Annotated in this window: 15 protein-coding genes and 1 pseudogene; 14 read left to right on the top strand and 2 right to left on the bottom strand. The window is 59.5% G+C overall.

Going from position 1 to position 17,834, the window contains the following annotated elements:
• Nucleotides 1-49: 49 nt before the first annotated feature.
• The 11 genes from pyrH (at nt 50) to lpxB (ending at nt 11,151) form a co-directional block, all read left to right on the top strand.
• Nucleotides 50-772, top strand: coding sequence for a UMP kinase (gene pyrH, locus RHIBUN_RS0107240; protein ID WP_018858824.1), 723 nt, complete (start codon nt 50-52; stop codon nt 770-772).
• Between the two features lie 52 nt (nt 773-824).
• On the top strand, nt 825-1,385 hold the full coding sequence (gene frr, locus RHIBUN_RS0107235; RefSeq protein ID WP_018858823.1) for a ribosome recycling factor: 561 nt from the start codon (nt 825-827) through the stop codon (nt 1,383-1,385).
• Nucleotides 1,386-1,428: 43 nt separating this feature from the next.
• On the top strand, nt 1,429-2,175 hold the full coding sequence (locus RHIBUN_RS0107230; protein WP_025659038.1) for an isoprenyl transferase: 747 nt from the start codon (nt 1,429-1,431) through the stop codon (nt 2,173-2,175).
• Entirely contained in the window at nt 2,175-3,008 is an 834-nt protein-coding gene (locus RHIBUN_RS0107225; protein WP_025659037.1) for a phosphatidate cytidylyltransferase, read from the top strand. The genes RHIBUN_RS0107230 and RHIBUN_RS0107225 overlap by 1 nt, the downstream gene beginning before the upstream one ends.
• Nucleotides 3,009-3,036: 28 nt before the next feature.
• A complete protein-coding gene (gene rseP / locus RHIBUN_RS0107220) occupies nt 3,037-4,170 on the top strand; it encodes an RIP metalloprotease RseP (protein WP_025659036.1) in 1,134 nt (377 codons plus the stop codon).
• Nucleotides 4,171-4,364: 194 nt separating this feature from the next.
• The gene (bamA, locus tag RHIBUN_RS0107215) at nt 4,365-6,701 is read left to right on the top strand and encodes an outer membrane protein assembly factor BamA (RefSeq protein ID WP_025659035.1); all 2,337 of its coding nucleotides are present in this window, start codon (nt 4,365-4,367) and stop codon (nt 6,699-6,701) included.
• 50 nt (nt 6,702-6,751) lie between these two features.
• Complete coding sequence (lpxD, locus tag RHIBUN_RS0107210; RefSeq protein WP_025659034.1) at nt 6,752-7,813, top strand: UDP-3-O-(3-hydroxymyristoyl)glucosamine N-acyltransferase; 1,062 nt, start codon at nt 6,752-6,754, stop codon at nt 7,811-7,813.
• Entirely contained in the window at nt 7,806-8,273 is a 468-nt protein-coding gene (gene fabZ / locus RHIBUN_RS0107205; protein ID WP_018858817.1) for a 3-hydroxyacyl-ACP dehydratase FabZ, read from the top strand. The genes lpxD and fabZ overlap by 8 nt, the downstream gene beginning before the upstream one ends.
• Nucleotides 8,270-9,088, top strand: a complete 819-nt coding sequence (gene lpxA, locus RHIBUN_RS0107200; RefSeq protein ID WP_025659033.1) for an acyl-ACP--UDP-N-acetylglucosamine O-acyltransferase — start codon at nt 8,270-8,272, stop codon at nt 9,086-9,088. Before fabZ ends, lpxA begins: the two co-directional genes overlap by 4 nt.
• Before the next feature lie 3 nt (nt 9,089-9,091).
• A complete protein-coding gene (locus RHIBUN_RS0107195; protein ID WP_025659032.1) occupies nt 9,092-9,973 on the top strand; it encodes an LpxI family protein in 882 nt (293 codons plus the stop codon).
• Nucleotides 9,970-11,151 (top strand): lipid-A-disaccharide synthase, encoded by a 1,182-nt coding sequence (lpxB, locus tag RHIBUN_RS0107190; RefSeq protein ID WP_025659031.1) that lies wholly within the window; start codon nt 9,970-9,972, stop codon nt 11,149-11,151. Before RHIBUN_RS0107195 ends, lpxB begins: the two co-directional genes overlap by 4 nt.
• Before the next feature lie 29 nt (nt 11,152-11,180).
• On the opposite strand, the gene gltA is transcribed toward lpxB, so the two are convergent.
• Nucleotides 11,181-12,470, bottom strand: coding sequence for a citrate synthase (gene gltA, locus RHIBUN_RS0107185; protein ID WP_018858813.1), 1,290 nt, complete (start codon nt 12,468-12,470; stop codon nt 11,181-11,183).
• 446 nt (nt 12,471-12,916) lie between these two features.
• Between gltA and RHIBUN_RS33155 the strand changes: the two are divergent.
• Nucleotides 12,917-15,207 (top strand): annotated as a pseudogene (locus tag RHIBUN_RS33155) (ComEC/Rec2 family competence protein).
• On the opposite strand, the gene lexA reads toward RHIBUN_RS33155, so the two are convergent.
• Nucleotides 15,188-15,904, bottom strand: coding sequence for a transcriptional repressor LexA (gene lexA / locus RHIBUN_RS0107175; RefSeq protein WP_025659030.1), 717 nt, complete (start codon nt 15,902-15,904; stop codon nt 15,188-15,190). The pseudogene RHIBUN_RS33155 and the gene lexA sit on opposite strands and share 20 nt — an antisense overlap.
• Before the next feature lie 199 nt (nt 15,905-16,103).
• Here lexA and RHIBUN_RS0107170 point away from each other — a divergent pair, with 199 nt between their 5' ends.
• Together RHIBUN_RS0107170 and kdsA are read left to right on the top strand one after the other, a co-directional pair.
• The gene (locus RHIBUN_RS0107170) at nt 16,104-16,988 is read left to right on the top strand and encodes a VOC family protein (protein WP_025659029.1); all 885 of its coding nucleotides are present in this window, start codon (nt 16,104-16,106) and stop codon (nt 16,986-16,988) included.
• Nucleotides 16,985-17,830: a 3-deoxy-8-phosphooctulonate synthase gene (gene kdsA, locus RHIBUN_RS0107165; RefSeq protein WP_025659028.1), complete on the top strand. Its 846-nt coding sequence runs from the start codon at nt 16,985-16,987 to the stop codon at nt 17,828-17,830. Before RHIBUN_RS0107170 ends, kdsA begins: the two co-directional genes overlap by 4 nt.
• Nucleotides 17,831-17,834: the final 4 nt, after the last annotated feature.

Here is a 17,834-nt window from a genome sequence, read left to right as displayed (position 1 = left end):
GGTGCCCTTCGTGTATCCGGCACACAGCGGTAATATACGAGGAGCCACGATGTCGTCAGAGCCTGTCTACAAACGCGTTCTACTCAAGGCTTCCGGCGAAGCCCTCATGGGCAGCCAGGGATTTGGAATTGATGTAGCGGTCGCAGACCGCATTGCGGCTGACATAGCCGAAGCGCGGCAGATGGGTGTGGAAGTCGGCGTCGTCGTCGGCGGCGGCAACATCTTCCGCGGTGTCGCAGTTGCCTCCAAGGGTGGCGATCGCGTTACCGGCGACCACATGGGCATGCTCGCGACCGTCATCAACGCGCTGGCGCTGGCAACGTCGCTGCGCAAGCTGAACATCGACACTGTTGTGCTCTCGGCGATTGCGATGCCGGAGATCTGCGAGAGTTTCTCGCAGCGCGCGACGCTCTACCATCTGTCGCTCGGCCGCGTCGTGATCTTCGCAGGCGGCACCGGCAACCCGTTCTTCACGACGGACTCGGCAGCCGCGTTGCGCGCCGCCGAAATGGGAGCGGAAGCGATCTTCAAGGGAACGCAAGTCGATGGTATTTATTCGGCTGATCCGAAAAAAGATCCCGAGGCGACGCGCTTCGACCACCTGACGCACAAGGAAGTCCTCGACAAGGGACTGGCCGTCATGGACGTCGCGGCAGTGGCGCTTGCACGGGAGAATTCCATTCCGATCATCGTCTTCTCGATCCACGAGAAGGGTGGTTTTGCTGAAATCCTCAAGGGCGGTGGCCTCAAGACCATCGTCTCTGATAACTGATTGAGTGGGCGGCCTGCTTTGCCGCAGCTTCTACCAAGACGGGAGCAATAAAATGAGTGAAGGCATCGACATCAAGGAACTCAAGCGCCGCATGGATGGCGCGATTTCCGCGTTCAAGCACGATATCGCATCGCTGCGCACCGGCCGCGCCTCGGCCAACATTCTCGACCCTGTCATGGTCGAGGCCTATGGTTCGCGCGTGCCGCTGAACCAGGTGGCAAACGTGACCGTTCCAGAGCCGCGTATGCTTGGCATCTCCGTCTGGGACAAGTCGATGGTCAACGCCGTCGATCGCGCGATCCGCGAGGCCAACCTCGGCCTCAATCCGATCATCGATGGCCAGAACCTGCGTATCCCGCTGCCGGAGCTCAACGAGGAGCGCCGCAAATCGCTGGTGAAGGTCGCCCACGACTATGCCGAGAAGAGCAAGGTTGCGATTCGCCATGTACGTCGTGACGGCATGGACGGCCTTAAGAAAGCCGAAAAAGACGGTGCGATTGGCCAGGACGAAAGCCGGGCACAATCAGATCGTGTGCAGAAGATGACCGACGAGACGATTTCTGAGGTCGACCGCTTGCTTGGCGAGAAGGAAAAGGAAATCATGCAGGTTTAAGGCGCGCTGCGGCTGCGCCTTGGCTGCAAGAACCGGACGGGAAATGTCGGAACGAACATTTTTGACTGTGCCAGAACACGTTGCCATCATCATGGACGGCAACGGCCGATGGGCAAAGCAGCGCGGGCTTCCGCGGACGATGGGGCATCGAAAGGGCGTTGACGCTGTGCGCGAGGCCGTGCGCGCAGCGGGCGACGTCGGGATCAAATATCTCACGCTCTTCGCCTTCTCGTCGGAAAACTGGCGGCGTCCGGAAACGGAGGTCTCGGATCTCCTCGGATTGCTGAAAGCCTTCATTCGTCGTGACTTGGCGGAACTGCATCGCCAGAACGTGCGCGTGAAAGTGATTGGCGACCGGCACAGCCTCAAGAGCGACATCCTCGATCTTCTCGTGGATGCGGAAGAGACCACAAAGACGAATACCGCGCTGACGCTCATCATCGCCTTCAACTATGGCTCGCGCGACGAGATCGCGCGTGCGATGGCGAGCCTTGCACGGGATGTCGAGGCAGGCCGGCTGAAGCCGCAGGATATTTCTCCGGCGCTGATCGATGCGCGGCTCGACACGGCCGGGATCCCGGATCCGGACCTGATCATCCGCACAAGCGGTGAAGAACGCCTTTCCAACTTCCTGCTCTGGCAGGCGGCCTACTCCGAGTTCATTTTCGTGCCCGAGTACTGGCCCGATTTCAGCCGGGAGATCTTCTACTCGGCATTGGAAACCTTCGCGTCGCGCGACCGTCGCTTTGGCGGACTGGTGGCACAGACGGCTGCGGCAGTGGGCACCTGATGCAGCAGGAGCTGAAGCTACGCATTATTTCGGGCGTAATCCTTGCCGTTATTGTTCTGCTCGCCACCTGGTACGGCGGCGTTGCCTTCAGCCTGCTGTCGGCAGCGATCGGACTGCTGATCTACTATGAATGGTCGACCATTACGAAGCTTGCCACGGAACAGCCGGTCGCCAATGCGATCGGTTGGATAGGGCAGGCGGCAATCGCGGTGGCCGTCGTTGCGGGGACGCTCGGATATTCCCTGTCACTACTGGTGCTGTTCTTCCTGATTGCTGTCGGCTTCGTGCTTGTGTCCGGCGTATCGCGCTGGTTTCCCACGGGGATCGTGTACGCCGGTCTTACGGGAATTGCCCTTTCGAGCATCCGCGGCTCCGATAGCGTCGGCCTTTTCGCGATGCTCTTTGTATTCGCAGTCGTGTGGTCGACCGACATTCTTGCTTATTTCGTCGGGCGCGCCATCGGTGGCCCGAAGCTGGCGCCGAAGATATCTCCCGGAAAGACATGGTCCGGCGCTATTGGCGGCGCCGTTTCCGCTGTGATCGCCGGTAGCCTGGTTGCCTATTTTGCCTTTCCGCAGAGCCTCGTGCTCGCGGCTCCGGTTGCGTTCATCCTATCGGTATGCAGTCAGAGCGGCGATCTCTTCGAATCCTTCATCAAGCGTCGCTTCGGCGTCAAGGATTCGAGCCACCTGATTCCAGGGCATGGCGGCGTCATGGACCGTGTCGACGGGCTCATTTTCGCCTGCTTTGCGGCGTTCTTGCTAGCTGGGCTTTTTTCGCTGATAAGGGGCGGCGAAATAACGTCGCTCGGTGCAGCCCTGTTCGGCGTATAATGTCTGCAAAGGCTGGCGGAAAAATCAGATGCTTGGCTTGACCGGTATATTGGCATTCCTGACGGGCTATATCGTGCCCTTTGTCCTCGTGCTGTCATTGCTCGTTTTCGTGCATGAAATGGGCCACTATCTGGTGGGGCGATGGAGCGGCATCCGCATATTGGCGTTCTCGATCGGCTTTGGTCCGGAATTGCTCGGCTTCACCGACAAGCATGGAACCCGCTGGAAGCTCTCACTGATACCGCTGGGCGGCTATGTCCGCTTCTTCGGCGACGAGGATGTATCGAGCAGGCCCGATGACGACAAGCTCGCGTCAATGTCGGAAGAGGATCGTGCGCGGTCCTTCGCCGGCGCGAAGCTGTGGAAGCGTGCCGCAACGGTTGCTGCTGGCCCGATAGCGAATTTCATCCTGGCGATTGCGATTTTTGCGGTTCTCTTCTCGATCTACGGTCGATCGGTTGCTGATCCTGTGGTTGCGGAAGTCAAGCCGGGCAGCGTTGCAGCCGAAGCGGGCGTCGTGCCTGGCGACCTTCTGATCGCCATCGATGGAACGAGGGTCGAGACTTTTGACGACGTCCGGCGCTACGTCAGCATTCGGCCCGAGCAGCAAATTGTCGTGACGATCGAGCGCAACGGCCAGAAGCTGGATGTGCCGATGGTGCCGGCGCGAACCGATATGACCGACCAGTTCGGCAACAAGATCGAAATCGGCCTGATCGGCATCGTCACCAACCAGGAGGTCGGCCACTTCCGGGTACAGACCTACTCGCCGCTGGAGGCGGTCAAGGAAGGCGCGATCCAGACCTGGCACATCGTAACTGGCACCTTCAAGTATATTGGTAACCTGATCTCCGGTTATATGAAGCCAGACCAGCTTGGCGGACCGATCCGCGTGGCTCAGGCTTCCGGTCAGATGGCGACGTTGGGCGTTGCAGCTTTGCTTCAGCTTGCCGCTGTCTTGTCTGTTTCCATCGGATTACTGAACTTGATGCCGGTTCCGGTACTTGATGGCGGACATTTGATGTTCTATGCGATTGAAGCGGTGAGGGGAAAACCGTTGGGTTCGTCTGCGCAGGACATTGCGTTTCGCATTGGCTTGGCGATGGTTTTGAGCTTGATGGTTTTTGCCACCTGGAACGATATAAGCGCTTTGATTGGTTGATTGCTCGACGAGGGAAATTACCATTTATTTACGATGTTTCAAAGCTGTAGTGGCGAATGCGTCACGCTTTGAAATGAAGTAAACAGAAATTAACTTGCTCCCTTGCTTGTAAGGCAAAAGCGGGTAAAACGACACACGTGACCGGAATCGGGGGACGCCTGGGGCCGGGGACGAGAAAAAAGGTAATGGGTGAAATGAAGGCTGGTTCAAGATTTTTGAACGCAGTATCGGCGGTTGCGCTGTCTGCAGGTATTGTTGCTTCGGGAGCAGGTGCAGCGGTTTTCGTCTCCGCTACGACGGCAGAAGCTGCAGTGATTCAGCGCATCGATGTGCGCGGCGCCAGCCGTGTCGGCGCTGAGGCCGTTCGCTCGAACCTCACAATCCAGCCTGGCCAGAGCTTCTCCAACACCGACATCGATGACTCGGTGAAGCAGCTTTACGACACGGGCTATTTCTCCGACGTCAAGATTTCCGTTTCCGGCGGCACGCTGGTCGTGACGGTCCAGGAAGCGCAGCTCATCAACCAGGTCGTCTTCAACGGCAACCGGAAGATCAAGGACGACAAGCTTGCTGCGATCGTGAAGACGCACGCGGCCGGACCTTTTAACGACGCGCAGATCCAGGCGGACATTCAGTCGATCAAGGACGCGTATGCGGCAACCGGTCGCAGCGAGGTCCAGGTGACCACGCAGGTCGTGCCGCTCGGCGAAGGTCGCGTCAATCTGGCTTTCGTCATTGACGAAGGTGATCGCACCAAGATCGGCGCCATCAATTTCGTTGGCAACAATGCCTATAGCTCCGGCCGTCTCGCTTCGGTCATCAACACGAAGCGCTCCAACTTCCTGTCGTTCCTGACCCGCAAGGACGTCTACAGCGAAGACAAGCTTCGCGCTGACGAAGAGGCGCTGCGTCAGTTCTATTACAATCGCGGCTTTGCCGACTTCCGTATCATCTCGTCGGACGCGACCTTCGACGAGGCGACCAACAAGTACACGTTGACCTTCAATATCGAAGAAGGTCCGCGCTACAATTTCGGCGCCGTAACCGTGCAGTCGACGGTTCCCGGAGTTGATGCCACGCAGTTGCAGGGGCTCGTCCGCACTCGCGAGGGCCAGGTCTACAGCGCCAAGGAAGTCCAGAAGTCGATGGAAGCGATCTCTGACCAGGTCGCCTCCGCTGGATATCCTTTTGCGCGCGTAACGCCGCGCGGCAATCGTGACCTGGCGAACAACACGATCGGCGTCGAATACCTCGTTGACCAGGGCGAGCGCGCCTATGTCGAGCGTATCGAAATCCGCGGCAACAGCCGCACGCGCGACTTTGTCATTCGTCGCGAGTTCGACATGAGCGAAGGGGACGCCTTCAATCAGCAGATGATCACGAGGGCAAAGCGCCGTCTCGAAGCTCTCGGCTACTTCTCGTCGGTCAACATCTCGACGCAGCCGGGCAGCTCTCCGGACCGCGTTGTCGTTGTGGTCGATGTGCAGGACCAGTCGACGGGTTCGTTCGGTATCGGCGCGGGCTATGCGGCCGGCGGCGACGGCCTGCTGCTTGAAGCCTCGGTCGAGGAAAAGAACTTCCTGGGTCGCGGTCAGTATATCAAGATCAGCGCTGGTGGTGGTCAGGAAGGTTCTCGTACCTATGGCCTGAACTTCACTGAGCCTTACTTCCTCGGTTACCGTTTGGCTGTCGGTTTCGACCTCAATCACAGCGAGACGTCGAGCAACGATAACTACGACTACGAAGAAAACAGCGGTGTTCTTCGTGCCACGGCGCCGATCACGGAAGATCTGGCGACGACGTTCCGCTACAACTACAAGCAGATGAAGTACGATCCCTCGGGTTCGCTGAGCGATCTGTCTGCGCCGTATCAGAACCTTGTTGAGAATAGCCCATGGGTAAAGTCGTCTGTTTCGCAGACGCTGACCTACAACACGCTTGACGACATGACGCTGCCGCGCGAAGGCATCTACGCAAGCGTTACGCAGGAAATTGCTGGTATCGGCGGTGACTCGCAGTTCTATAAGATCTACGGCAAGGCGCGGTATTTCCATCTGCTGGCCGATGATGCTGACATTATCGGCTCGGTTACGGGTTCGGCGGGTTATGTTGTAGGCTTTGACAAGAGCCTGAACGTCTTTGACCAGTTCACGCTGACCAACGGCGATATCAGAGGCTTCGAAAACAAGGGCATCGGCCCGCGCATTGCCGGGGCAAACGACGATCCGCTCGGCGGTACAACCTATTTCACGGTCTCGGCTGAAGCGACGTTCCCGCTCCCGTTGGTTCCGCGCGACTTTGGCCTGCGTGGCGCCTTGTTCGCCGACGCTGGCACGTTGTTCGGCAATGATGTCGACCCGCTCGGTGATACTGTGAACGGCGAAGATGCGTCACTCCGTGCGTCCGTCGGCGTTGGTCTTATGTGGGCGTCGCCATTCGGTACGCTGCGCGTCGACTACGCTATTCCGGTCGCCAAGGAAGACTTCGACAAGACGCAGCACTTCAAGTTTGGCATAAACAACCAATTCTGATATCGGCAGTCCGGAACCGTAAAGCCGAATTCCGTTCTGGAGATTTGCCGATGGAGCAAAATAGCTTTTTTCTGCCCCATGATGGCGTGAAACTCTCGGAGTTAGCGCAGTATCTTGGGGCAGAGCTTGCTGACCCCAAAAATGCAGATGTCGTGATCCGTTCCGTTTCCCCCGTAAGTCGGGCGAAGGCGGGCGATCTCTGTTACATCATCTCGAAGCGGAGCAAGGACGAGCTTGCGACATGCGCAGCGTCTGCAGTGCTTTGCAGCGCGGGGCTGCGCTCGCTGGTGCCGGATCATCTGCCTGTTCTGATTTCGAAGAATGCCCATGCGGCCTTTGCGATGGCGGGTGGATTCCTCTACCCGAAGGCGCTGCGGCCAGATGCCCTTTTTTCCGAAGCCCCTGGTATTTCGGATCGCGCGGTTGTTGATCCTACGGCCCGTCTCGAAGGGAAGGTTTCGATCGAGCCGATGGCGGTGGTCGGTGCGCACGCTGAAATCGGCGAGGGCACACATATTGGCGCCGGCGCTATCATTGGCCCCAACGTCAAGATCGGCCGCAATTGTACGATCGCGGCTGGCGCAAGCGTGCTCTGCGCACTCATTGGCAACAGCGTCATCATTCACAATGGTGCACGGATCGGCCAGGATGGTTTCGGCTACGCTCCGGGTCCACGCGGGATGATCAAAATCGTTCAGATCGGCCGGGTGATCATCCAGGATCATGTCGAGATTGGCGCGAATACAACGATTGATCGTGGTACGATGGATGATACGGTCGTCGGCGAGGGCACGAAGATCGACAATCAGGTCCAGATCGGCCACAACGTCCGCATCGGGCGTCACTGTGCCATCGTTTCGCAGGTCGGCATTGCCGGCAGCACGGTGCTTGGCGACGGCGTGCAGATCGGCGGTCAGGCAGGACTGAACGGACATATCAAGATTGGCGACGGGGTGCAGATCGCTGCAAAGAGCGGCGTGATCGGAGACATCCCCGCTGGTGAGCGCTACGGCGGTGTGCCGGCCCGCCCCATCAACGATTTTCTACGGGAGACGGCCGCGATTTTGGCGCGATCAACCGGCGGCAAGAAAACGGGAGAAAAGAATGACTGAGGAAGCAAAGACTTCGCTCTCTTCGGCAGATATCATCGAGATCATGAAGCTGCTGCCACACCGGTATCCGTTCTTGCTCGTAGACCGGATTATCGAGATCGATGGCGACGAATCCGCGGTCGGTATCAAGAACGTGACTGCAAACGAACCGCATTTCACCGGTCACTTTCCGGAATCGCCAATTATGCCGGGAGTTCTGCTCATCGAGGGGATGGCGCAGACGGCCGGCGCGATCTGCGCCAAGAAGCAGGGCGAAACCGGCAATCTCGTCTACTTCATGACGATCGATAACGCGCGTTTCCGCAAGCCGGTCGTTCCCGGCGATCGCGTCGAATACCACGTGAAGAAACAGAAACAGCGCGGTAATATCTGGAAGTTCCATTGCGATGCTAAGGTTGATGGAGCGCTCGTCGCCGAAGCCGACATCGGGGCGATGATCGTTCGCAAGGATCAGGCATGAGCACGATAGCAGCCAGCGCCAGCATTCACGCCATGGCGGTCGTCGAAGATGGCGCCGTGATTGGCGAGAACGTGAAGATCGGCCCTTTCTGCCATGTCGGGTCGAAGGTCGTGCTGGGTGATAACGTGGAGTTGCTGGCGCATTCGGTCGTATCCGGCAGGACGACGCTCGGTAAGGGGTGCCGCGTTTTCCCGATGGCCGTGATCGGCGGCGATCCGCAGAGCGTCCATCACGGCGGCGAAGAAACGACCTTGACGGTCGGCGACAACTGCACGTTCCGCGAGGGCGTCACGGTGAACACGGGTACCGCCGATTTTGGTGGCCAGACGATTGTCGGCGACAACAACCTTTTCCTGGCGAATTCGCATATCGCCCATGACTGCCGGGTAGGAAACAACGTCATCATGTCCAACAACGTGATGCTCGCCGGCCATGTGACTATTGAGGACCGTGTCATTCTTGGTGGTGGCTGTGCCGTGCACCAATTCACGCGTGTCGGTCGCCAGGCGTTCGTCGGCGGTCTCTCTGCGGTCAGCTATGACGTCATTCCCTATGGCATGCTGAACGGCAATCCGGGCCTTCTGAGTGGACTGAACGTCGTTGGCATGACTCGCGCCGGTGTTGACCGGGCGACGATTCATGCCGTGCGGCGCGCCTACAAGGCGATCTTCGAAGGCGCCGGTTCGATCCGTGCCAACGCCGCCGCGATCCGGGATGAATACGCCGATTGCGAGCAGGTCCTTCAGATCCTCGACTTCATCGCAGCCGATAGCGATCGCGCTCTTTCCTCTCCGACCAGGGGACAGAAAGGGTGATGCTTGGCTCTCGCGGGTGACATGGCAAAAGGCCGCTTGGCCATCATCGCAGGTAGCGGGCTTCTGCCGTCCTATGTCGCCACCGCGGCGCGGCAAGCAGGTGAAAATCCCTTTATTATCGCTCTGAAGGACGAGGCCGATCGCTCTTGGGAAGGCTTTGACCATGCGGTTATCGGGGTCGGAGATTTTGCCGCTCTCAGTCGGATATTCGAAGGCAACGGCATCGACCGCGTCGTGATGTCAGGTGGTGTACGCCGGCGTCCGGAATGGCGCGAAGTGCGGCCGACGCTGAGGACCCTCGTGAAATTACCGTCGACAATCCGGACGCTGCTCGCTGGTGGCGACGATACCGTGTTGCGGATGGTCATCACGCTGATCGAAGAGAATGGGCGCCGGGTCGTCGGCGCGCACGAGATCGCACCGGATCTGCTGGCATCGGTCGGTCCGCTGGGCGCTGTGCGACCAAGCCTCGATGATGCGAAGGACATCGCGCGAGCCGCAGAAGCAGCGGATGCGCTCGGCAGGCTGGACGTCGGCCAAGGGTCGGTGTCGGTCGGCGGTCGCATTGTCGCGCTCGAAGGCGTGGAAGGCACGGACAGCATGCTGGAGCGTGTCACCGAGCTGCGGTCGGCGGGGCGAATTTCTCAGCGCCGCCGCGGCGTGCTGGTGAAACTGTGCAAACCGCAGCAGGATATCCGCGCGGACCTGCCATCGATCGGCATTTCGACCATCGAGAACGTGCAGAGAGCAGGACTTGCCGGAGTGGCTGTGGAGGCAGGCCGCTCGCTCATCCTGGAGCGCGACGCCGTCATCAAGGCTGCCGATGAAGCCGGTATCTTTGTATGCGGACTGGATAGGGGATTGTCATCCTGGGGGCTGGCGTGAGCGAAGCTTCACTGAGAGTTGCCATTGTTGTTGGAGAGGTTTCGGGCGACCTCCTGGGTGCCGACCTGATCGCCGCTCTGAAACGAAAGTTTCCTGGCGACGTGGAACTCATCGGCGTTGGCGGCGAGGGGCTGGAGGCGCAGGGTCTGCGCTCGCTTTTCGATTTCGCCGACCTTCAGGTCATGGGCATCACCCAGGTGCTTTCGAAGCTGCCGCGGCTCGTTCGGCGTATCGGTGAGACGGCGTCGGCCATCATCGCCGCAAAGCCTGATGTGCTTATTATCGTCGACAGTCCCGACTTCACGCACAGAGTCGCAAAGCGTGTTCGCACGGCGCTGCCCAGCTTGCCTGTCGTCAACTACGTTTGCCCCAGCGTATGGGCGTGGAAGGAATACCGGGCGCAGCGCATGCTCGCCTATGTCGACCATGTGCTCGCTGTGTTGCCATTCGAACCGGACGTGATGCGCAAGCTGGGCGGGCCGCCGACAACTTATGTCGGCCACCGCTTGACAGCCGATCCCAACCTGTTGGATGCACGACGCCAGCGCGCGCAGACGAAGCCGCGAAACCAGGCCGACCGCAAGACAGTCATGCTTCTGCCGGGTTCGCGCTCGTCGGAGATCGCCAAGCTGCTGCCACACTTTGGCGATGCCATTAGCGAGTTGGTAGCGCGCAACGGCGAGATGCGTTTCATCTTGCCGACGATGCCACGCCGTGAAGCCATGATCCGTGAGCTCGTCAAGGATTGGACGGCCAAGCCGGAGATCGTGACGGGAGCCGAGGCGAAGTGGCGAGCATTCACGGAGGCCGATGCCGCCATGGCTGCCTCCGGCACTGTCGTGCTTGAGCTGGCTTTGACGGGCGTTCCCTGTGTTTCGGCGTACAAGACGGACTGGATCATCAGGCTCATGACCAGCAAGATCAAAACGTGGAGTGCTGCGCTTCCGAACTTGATCGCCGATTACGCTGTTGTGCCCGAGTATATCAACGACGTGGTCCGCGGCGGCAGCTTCGCTCGCTGGATGGAGAAGCTTTCAGCGGATAGCCTGCCACGGCAGGCAATGATGCAGGGCTTCGACGTTCTCTGGCAGAGAATGCAGACCGAGAAGCCGCCGGGAGAACATGCGGCAGAGATTGTTCTCGACGTTCTCCAAAAGAAAAAGCCCGGTCGTTTCTGACCGGGCTTTTTGCTGTCTGTGATCGCCGATTAGCGCTTGGAAACCGGCACGTAGTCGCGCTCCGGTTCGCCGACATAAAGCTGGCGCGGGCGACCGATACGCTGCTCCGGATCTTCGATCATCTCGTTCCACTGGGCAATCCAGCCGACCGTACGGGCCAGGGCAAACAGCACGGTGAACATGGTCGTGGGGAATCCCAGGGCCTTCAGCGTGATGCCGGAGTAGAAGTCGATGTTCGGATAGAGCTTCTTCTCGATGAAGTATTCATCGGTCAGGGCGATGCGCTCGAGTTCCATCGCAACTTCGAGCAACGGATCGTCCTTGACGCCGAGTTCGCCGAGAACCTCATGCGTCGTCTTCTGCATGATCTTGGCGCGCGGATCGTAGTTCTTGTAGACGCGGTGACCGAAGCCCATCAGGCGGAACGGATCGTTCTTGTCCTTGGCGCGGGCGATGTATTCCGGAATGCGGTCAACAGTGCCGATCTCAGTCAGCATGTTCAGCGCTGCCTCGTTGGCGCCGCCGTGTGCCGGGCCCCAGAGGCATGCAATGCCGGCTGCGATGCAGGCAAACGGGTTTGCACCCGACGAGCCGGCGAGGCGGACGGTCGAGGTCGACGCGTTCTGCTCGTGGTCGGCGTGCAGGATGAAGATGCGGTCCATGGCGCGGGCCAGAACCGGATTGACCACATATTCCTCGCAAGGAACTGCAAAGCACATGCGCAGGAAGTTCGACGCGTAGTCGAGATCGTTCTTCGGGTAAACGAAGGGCTGGCCGATGTGATACTTGTAGGCCATGGCGGCCAGCGTTGGCATCTTGGCGATCATACGCAGGCTTGCGACCATGCGCTGATGCGGATCGGTGATGTCGGTGGAGTCGTGGTAGAACGCCGACAGCGCGCCGACGCAACCGCACATGACAGCCATCGGATGTGCATCGCGGCGGAAGCCCGTGAAGAACCGGCTCATCTGCTCATGCACCATCGTGTGATGCGTCACGCGATAGTCGAAGTCCTTCTTCTGGGCTGCGGTCGGCAGTTCTCCGTAGAGAAGCAGATAGCAGACTTCGAGGAAGTCGCCGTGCTCGGCGAGCTGCTCGATCGGATAGCCGCGATGCAGCAGTACGCCGGCGTCACCGTCGATATAGGTGATTTTCGATTCACAGGACGCGGTCGAGGTGAAACCAGGATCGTACGTGAAGGAAGCCGTGTTCTTGTACAGGGCGCCGATATCGATGACGTCAGGACCGATCGTGCCGCTCTTGACGGCGAGATCGACTGATTTGTCACCGATTTTCAGTGTTGCGCTTTGTTCCGTCATTATGATCCTCCAAACTGGCGGTTGGCGCCATAAAAGCGCCATAGGGTTAAGCGTCGTCGATGATTGCTATATGATCGCGCGCCTAATGCCAAGTTACCGTGACGCCATTTTGTGCATCGCAGTATCAACTTTTGGGCACTTCTGCGATGACCCCTGCGCATAGCAGAAGCTGATGATTATCCTTAGCTTTTCCGGCTTCCGATTTTCCTTCAGATTTTCAATCGATTATTCTTGCTTGGAAGCCCGTGAGCTTTCATTCTGGTTGTAGGGGCGGCTGTTTTTGGGCGCAATGCATGCCGGGGTTGAGGCCATTGGAGGTGAGGGAAGCCACACCCGGCGCGGACGCGTTTGGGCGCGCGGCACAGCCTTCTTTCCTCGTGCCACGAGTTCCTGCGGAACCACCGCTAACTTTCCGGACGCAATCCTTCGTGCCGTGGCCGACACGGATAAGGACTGCGTCGGATCGTTGTACCTTGTGGCTTCGGCTCGCCGTGGCAACGGAGATAGAGCATGGGGGGTTCTTCCTGGTTTCGCCCGTCTTCGCTGGGGCGGGCGCGATCCTCTGGTTCGTGCTTGGAAGTGCCCCGGCCGAGCTCCCGATGGTGGCGTGGTTCGCGGCATTCGCCGTTGTCGCGCTGATGGCGGGCCCGGGGCGCAAGCTCATTCGAAATCTCGCATTGGCGGGCTTGCTCTGCGTAACGGGGATGTTCGCGGCCCAGTTCGAGACGTGGAGCAAGGCGACCATCATATTGGACAGCGGTGACGACGACGATCATCGGCCGTGTCGAGCGCCGGGAAGGGGATGGCCGTGGCCGGTGGCGTTACATCGTCTCCGTCTCATCGACGCAATCGCCCGAGATAAAGCGGCCACCTGAGCGTGTTTCCATGGTCGCGCGAGGGCAGGCGGAACCTTTCGCCATCGGTGAGTGGGTGACGGGCCGGGCGCGATTGACGCCGCCGGCTGGGCCAGCACTGCCCGGCTCAATGATTTTGCCTTCAGCGCCTATTTCGATGGCATCGGCGCGAATGGCTTCTTCTATGGCGCGCCAAGCGCTTCATCGCCTGTAACCACCGATCAGCGGTCCGTTTGGGACAGCGCTGTGAACTGGTTGGACGTGCTTCGAAGCGGAATAGGGGACCGTATCCGCGAAATCCTGCAGGGCGACACCGGCGCCTTCGCCGCTTCTCTTGTCACCGATGAGCGACGTGCGATCTCGCAAGAATCGACCGAGGCTCTGCGGCAGGCGGGGCTGGCTCATATCGTGGCAATCTCCGGCCTCAACATGGCGCTGTCTGCCGGCATCTTCTTCGTCGGCCTGCGCCAGTTGCTGAGCCTGTTTCCATCGTGCAGGCATACCCGACCAAGAAGATTGCCGCTGCCGGAGCGCTCGTGGCGCTGACGACCTACTACATGATCTCGGGCTTCGCGGTATCGGCGGAGCGTGCACTCATCATGATGGCGATCATGCTCGCCGCGGTGTTCTTCGATCGCCCGTCGATAAGCTTGCGCGACATTGTCTTGTCCGCGAGGGTGATCCTACTCCTGTTACCATCCGAGGCCCTGGGCCCGAGCTTCCAGATGTCGTTTGCGGAGACGCTTGCTCTCGTCCCGGGTTACGCGATCTGGTCAAGAAGGCCGCCGCGCGAACATCCCTTGCTGCAGGTCGCCGCAGTAAAGCCCGTCGTTTTCATCATACGCTTCTTTGGTGGCATCCTGCTGACCTCGATGATCGGCGGCTTCTCGACCGCGCTTTTCGCCGTCGAGCACTTCCACCGGCTCAGCGCTTATGGTCTGCCGGCAAATCTCATGGCCATGCCGGTGATCTCTTTCGTGGTGATGCCGATGGGCATGTTCGCTATGCTGCTGACACCGTTTGGCCTCGACGTCATTCCGTGGAAAATTGCCGGTTTCGGGCTCGACATCGTGATCGCCATTGCCCAGATGGTCTCGGCCTGGGGCGGCAATATCGATATCGGCAAATTGCCGGGTTGGTATTTTCCTGTGGCGGTTGCAGGGTTCCTCTTACTTGCCATTCTGCGCACCAAGATCCGCTACCTCGGCGCTGGTATTGCGGCGCTGGCAACAGCGCTTGTTGCGGTTGCGCCGAGCGAACCGCCGCCCGACATCGTCATTGCCGAAGACGGCAATCTCGTCGCGATTGTGAGAGGACAAGTCCTTGCACCGAACCGGCCGCATCCGCCTGACTTCATTTTCGACCAATTGCGAAGGGCGCTCGCCGCGGAGCTAGATCAACCACCGCGATTGTTGGAGGGTGTCAACGCTATCAGGCGGCGGGACAGTCAAGGCAGATCGGAAAGGTTATCTGCCGTGGAATTGCGCAATGCCCGCGATGCGTTACGTCAGGCTGCGACGAGCGCTGAGAACCGATTTGTATGCCTGAAAGGCGCCTGGTGCACAGCCACGCACGATAGCGGCTACGTCGTGACGATCGTCGAAAATCCCGCTTACTTCGGCGCTGCGGGCGATACGGCCGATATCGTCGTGACACCCGCTCGCCTCCGCACGACGGGGTGCCGGTCAGGCGCACTTTTGTTCACCGGCGAAACCTTGCGTCGCTTTGGTGGCGCTGAGGTAAGGATCGACGATCAAGGTAGCCCCGTCGTCACGACGGCCTATACGAGGCTCGACCGCCCTTGGATCCGCCATCGGGCGTATAATTGGCGAAGCGGCACCTTTGACGGCGAGCCGCTTGCCTTCAATGATAGCGGCGAATGAGGCCGACAAGCTTGCCCTGGACCTTGACACGGTCAGGCCCGAAAATGCGCGTCTCGTAAGCCGGGTTCGCCGCCTCAAGTGCAATGGAGGCGCCTTTCCGGCGGAAGCGCTTGAGCGTCGCTTCCTCATCATCGACAAGCGCAACAACGATGTCGCCGGCATTGGCGGTGCTGCCGTTGCGGATGATTACCGTGTCGCCATCAAAGATGCCGGCCTCGATCATCGAGTCGCCCTTGACCTCAAGCGCATAGTGCTCGCCTGGGCCAAGCATGTCCGCCGGAACCGTGATGTCATGGGTATTGTTCTGAATTGCCGAAATCGGTACGCCGGCAGCAATCCGTCCCATGACCGGTACAGAGGCAGAACCGCCGTTGTCACCCTGCGGCGCTGGCTTCGGCGCCACAACTGGCTGTGGTTTGCCGAGGCTGCCTTCGATAACGCTCGGCGAAAAACCGCGGCGGGGCTGCAGGCTCGGGTTATATGCCTCGGGCAGTTTGATGACTTCCAGAGCGCGGGCCCGATTCGGCAGTCGGCGAATGAAGCCCCGTTCCTCCAGCGCGGTAATCAGGCGGTGGATGCCTGACTTCGACGCGAGGTCCAAGGCATCCTTCATTTCATCAAAAGAAGGGGGGACACCGGACTCCTTCATTCGCTCGTGAATGAAGAGAAGAAGCTCCTGTTGCTTGCGCGTCAGCATCGAAGTTGAACCCCAGAGTCGTGAAACAAAGCCAGAACAGACACTATATGTTCCATATGTGTTCCGCAAGTACCTAAATTTTCGTAAAACTTGCCTGCAACTTGCTGAGTTTTTGCGTCTCATTTGACCGAAAGCGTAGAAGGGGGTTGCATTGTCCTGTTGCCCGGCGCACATCTTCGCAAATTCCGGAGAAGTTGCCATGAGCGAAGCACATCCGCTGGACCACATCGTGCTGCCGGTTCCAAATATCAGGCTCTCACGCGAGCGTCTCGGAAAGCTGGGATTCACCGTCGCGCCCGACGCCCGGCACCCGTTTGGGACCGAGAATGCCTGCATATTCTTCGCCGACGAAACTTATCTGGAGCCTCTCGGGGTCGCTAATGCCGAACTGCATGAAGCTTCGGCGCAGAAAGGCAATGTCTTCACCGCGCGGGACCGTGCCTTTCGATTCCGATGTGGAGACGATGGGCTGTCTGCCGTGGTCTTTGCGACGGCGGATGCCGATCGCGACCATGCCCGGTTTCTGTCCGAAAAGATCAATGGCGGCGAGATGCTGCAGTTCGAGCGGCCGATGAAGATGCCCGGTGGCTCGGAGGTGACGGCCGCATTCAAGCTCGCCTTTGCAGTTGACCTGCGCGCTCCCGATTTCTTTTTCTTCACATGCCAACGTGTCAACCCGCTGCCAGCCGACCGGAAAGCCCTGCAAGTGCATCCAAATGGGGTGGTTGGGATCGCAGAGATCGTGCTTGGGGCACCCGACCCCAAGGCGTTTGGACCATTCCTGCGCGCCGCCGCCCACAGTTTGGGAACGACCAATGAGGCCTTCGGTGTGAGTGTGACAACTCCGAATGCCAGAGTGAGTGTTCTCTCCCCGGATGGACTGGACGCCTACTTCGACATCCCTGCGCCTTCCGACGATCGCGGTCTGCGTGGTGTTGCCATCGTTTTCAAAGTCGGCGATCTCGCCGTGACAGAAGCGCAATTGGCTGCTAACGGGATGACCTATACGCGCAAGAACAATCGAATTCTGGTGAAGGCCGCGCCCGGACAGGGCGCTCTCTTCGCCTTCGAGGAGAAACGATGAGCCAGACAAATTCCGAAGTCGTGGTCGGCGAAGGCGCCGGCCGCGTCACCTTTTCGAATTCCGGCAAGCTGTCGCTGATTGCCGGGCCTTGTCAGATGGAGAGCCGCGAGCATGCCTTCATGGTCGCCGGTGTGCTGAAGGAACTGTGCGACAAGCTTGGTCTCGGCCTCGTCTACAAGTCCTCCTTTGACAAGGCGAACCGGACGTCGCTGTCAGCGCAGCGCGGTATCGGCCTCGAAACGGCGCTTGAAGTGTTTGCCGATCTCAAGAAGGAATACGGCTTTCCTGTCCTGACCGACATTCATACCGAAGAGCAGTGTGCCAAGGTGTCCACCGTCGTCGACATCCTGCAGATCCCAGCTTTCCTCAGCCGTCAGACCGACCTGCTCGTTGCCGCCGCCAAGACCGGCCGCGTCATCAACGTCAAGAAGGGGCAGTTCCTCGCGCCCTGGGACATGAAGAACGTCCTCAACAAGCTGAATTCGAGCGGAAATCCGAACATCTTGCTTTGCGAACGCGGTGCTTCCTTCGGCTACAATACGCTGGTCTCCGACATGCGATCGCTGCCTATCATGGCGGCGATGGGCGCCCCCGTGGTCTTCGACGCCACGCATTCGGTCCAGCAGCCGGGCGGGCAGGGCGGTTCGAGCGGAGGGCAGCGCGAGTTCGTGGAGACGCTCGCGCGTGCGGCGGTCGCTGTCGGCGTCGCTGGCGTATTCGTGGAAACCCACGAAGATCCTGACAATGCGCCTTCGGATGGTCCCAACATGGTCTATCTGCGGGATATGCCGCGGCTTCTCGAAAAGCTGCTGGCCTTCGATGCGATTGCCAAGGCGGGATAAATGG

Origin of the sequence: Rhizobium sp. IBUN, assembly GCF_000510625.1 — a bacterium.
Classification (GTDB): Bacteria; Pseudomonadota; Alphaproteobacteria; order Rhizobiales; family Rhizobiaceae; genus Rhizobium; species Rhizobium altiplani.
Note: the sequence above shows the minus strand (reverse complement) of the source record. Positions and strands in the feature narration are given on the sequence as shown.

Coding starts and splice junctions, on each gene's coding strand:
- fabZ (WP_018858817.1), top strand. CDS start 7,806: ATGACTGAGGAAGCAAAGACTTCGCTCTCTTCGGCAGATATCATCGAG.
- lpxD (WP_025659034.1), top strand. CDS start 6,752: ATGGAGCAAAATAGCTTTTTTCTGCCCCATGATGGCGTGAAACTCTCG.
- RHIBUN_RS0107225 (WP_025659037.1), top strand. CDS start 2,175: ATGCAGCAGGAGCTGAAGCTACGCATTATTTCGGGCGTAATCCTTGCC.
- RHIBUN_RS0107230 (WP_025659038.1), top strand. CDS start 1,429: ATGTCGGAACGAACATTTTTGACTGTGCCAGAACACGTTGCCATCATC.
- RHIBUN_RS0107170 (WP_025659029.1), top strand. CDS start 16,104: ATGAGCGAAGCACATCCGCTGGACCACATCGTGCTGCCGGTTCCAAAT.
- lexA (WP_025659030.1), bottom strand. CDS start 15,904: ATGCTGACGCGCAAGCAACAGGAGCTTCTTCTCTTCATTCACGAGCGA.
- kdsA (WP_025659028.1), top strand. CDS start 16,985: ATGAGCCAGACAAATTCCGAAGTCGTGGTCGGCGAAGGCGCCGGCCGC.
- rseP (WP_025659036.1), top strand. CDS start 3,037: ATGCTTGGCTTGACCGGTATATTGGCATTCCTGACGGGCTATATCGTG.
- gltA (WP_018858813.1), bottom strand. CDS start 12,470: ATGACGGAACAAAGCGCAACACTGAAAATCGGTGACAAATCAGTCGAT.
- frr (WP_018858823.1), top strand. CDS start 825: ATGAGTGAAGGCATCGACATCAAGGAACTCAAGCGCCGCATGGATGGC.
- lpxA (WP_025659033.1), top strand. CDS start 8,270: ATGAGCACGATAGCAGCCAGCGCCAGCATTCACGCCATGGCGGTCGTC.
- bamA (WP_025659035.1), top strand. CDS start 4,365: ATGAAGGCTGGTTCAAGATTTTTGAACGCAGTATCGGCGGTTGCGCTG.
- pyrH (WP_018858824.1), top strand. CDS start 50: ATGTCGTCAGAGCCTGTCTACAAACGCGTTCTACTCAAGGCTTCCGGC.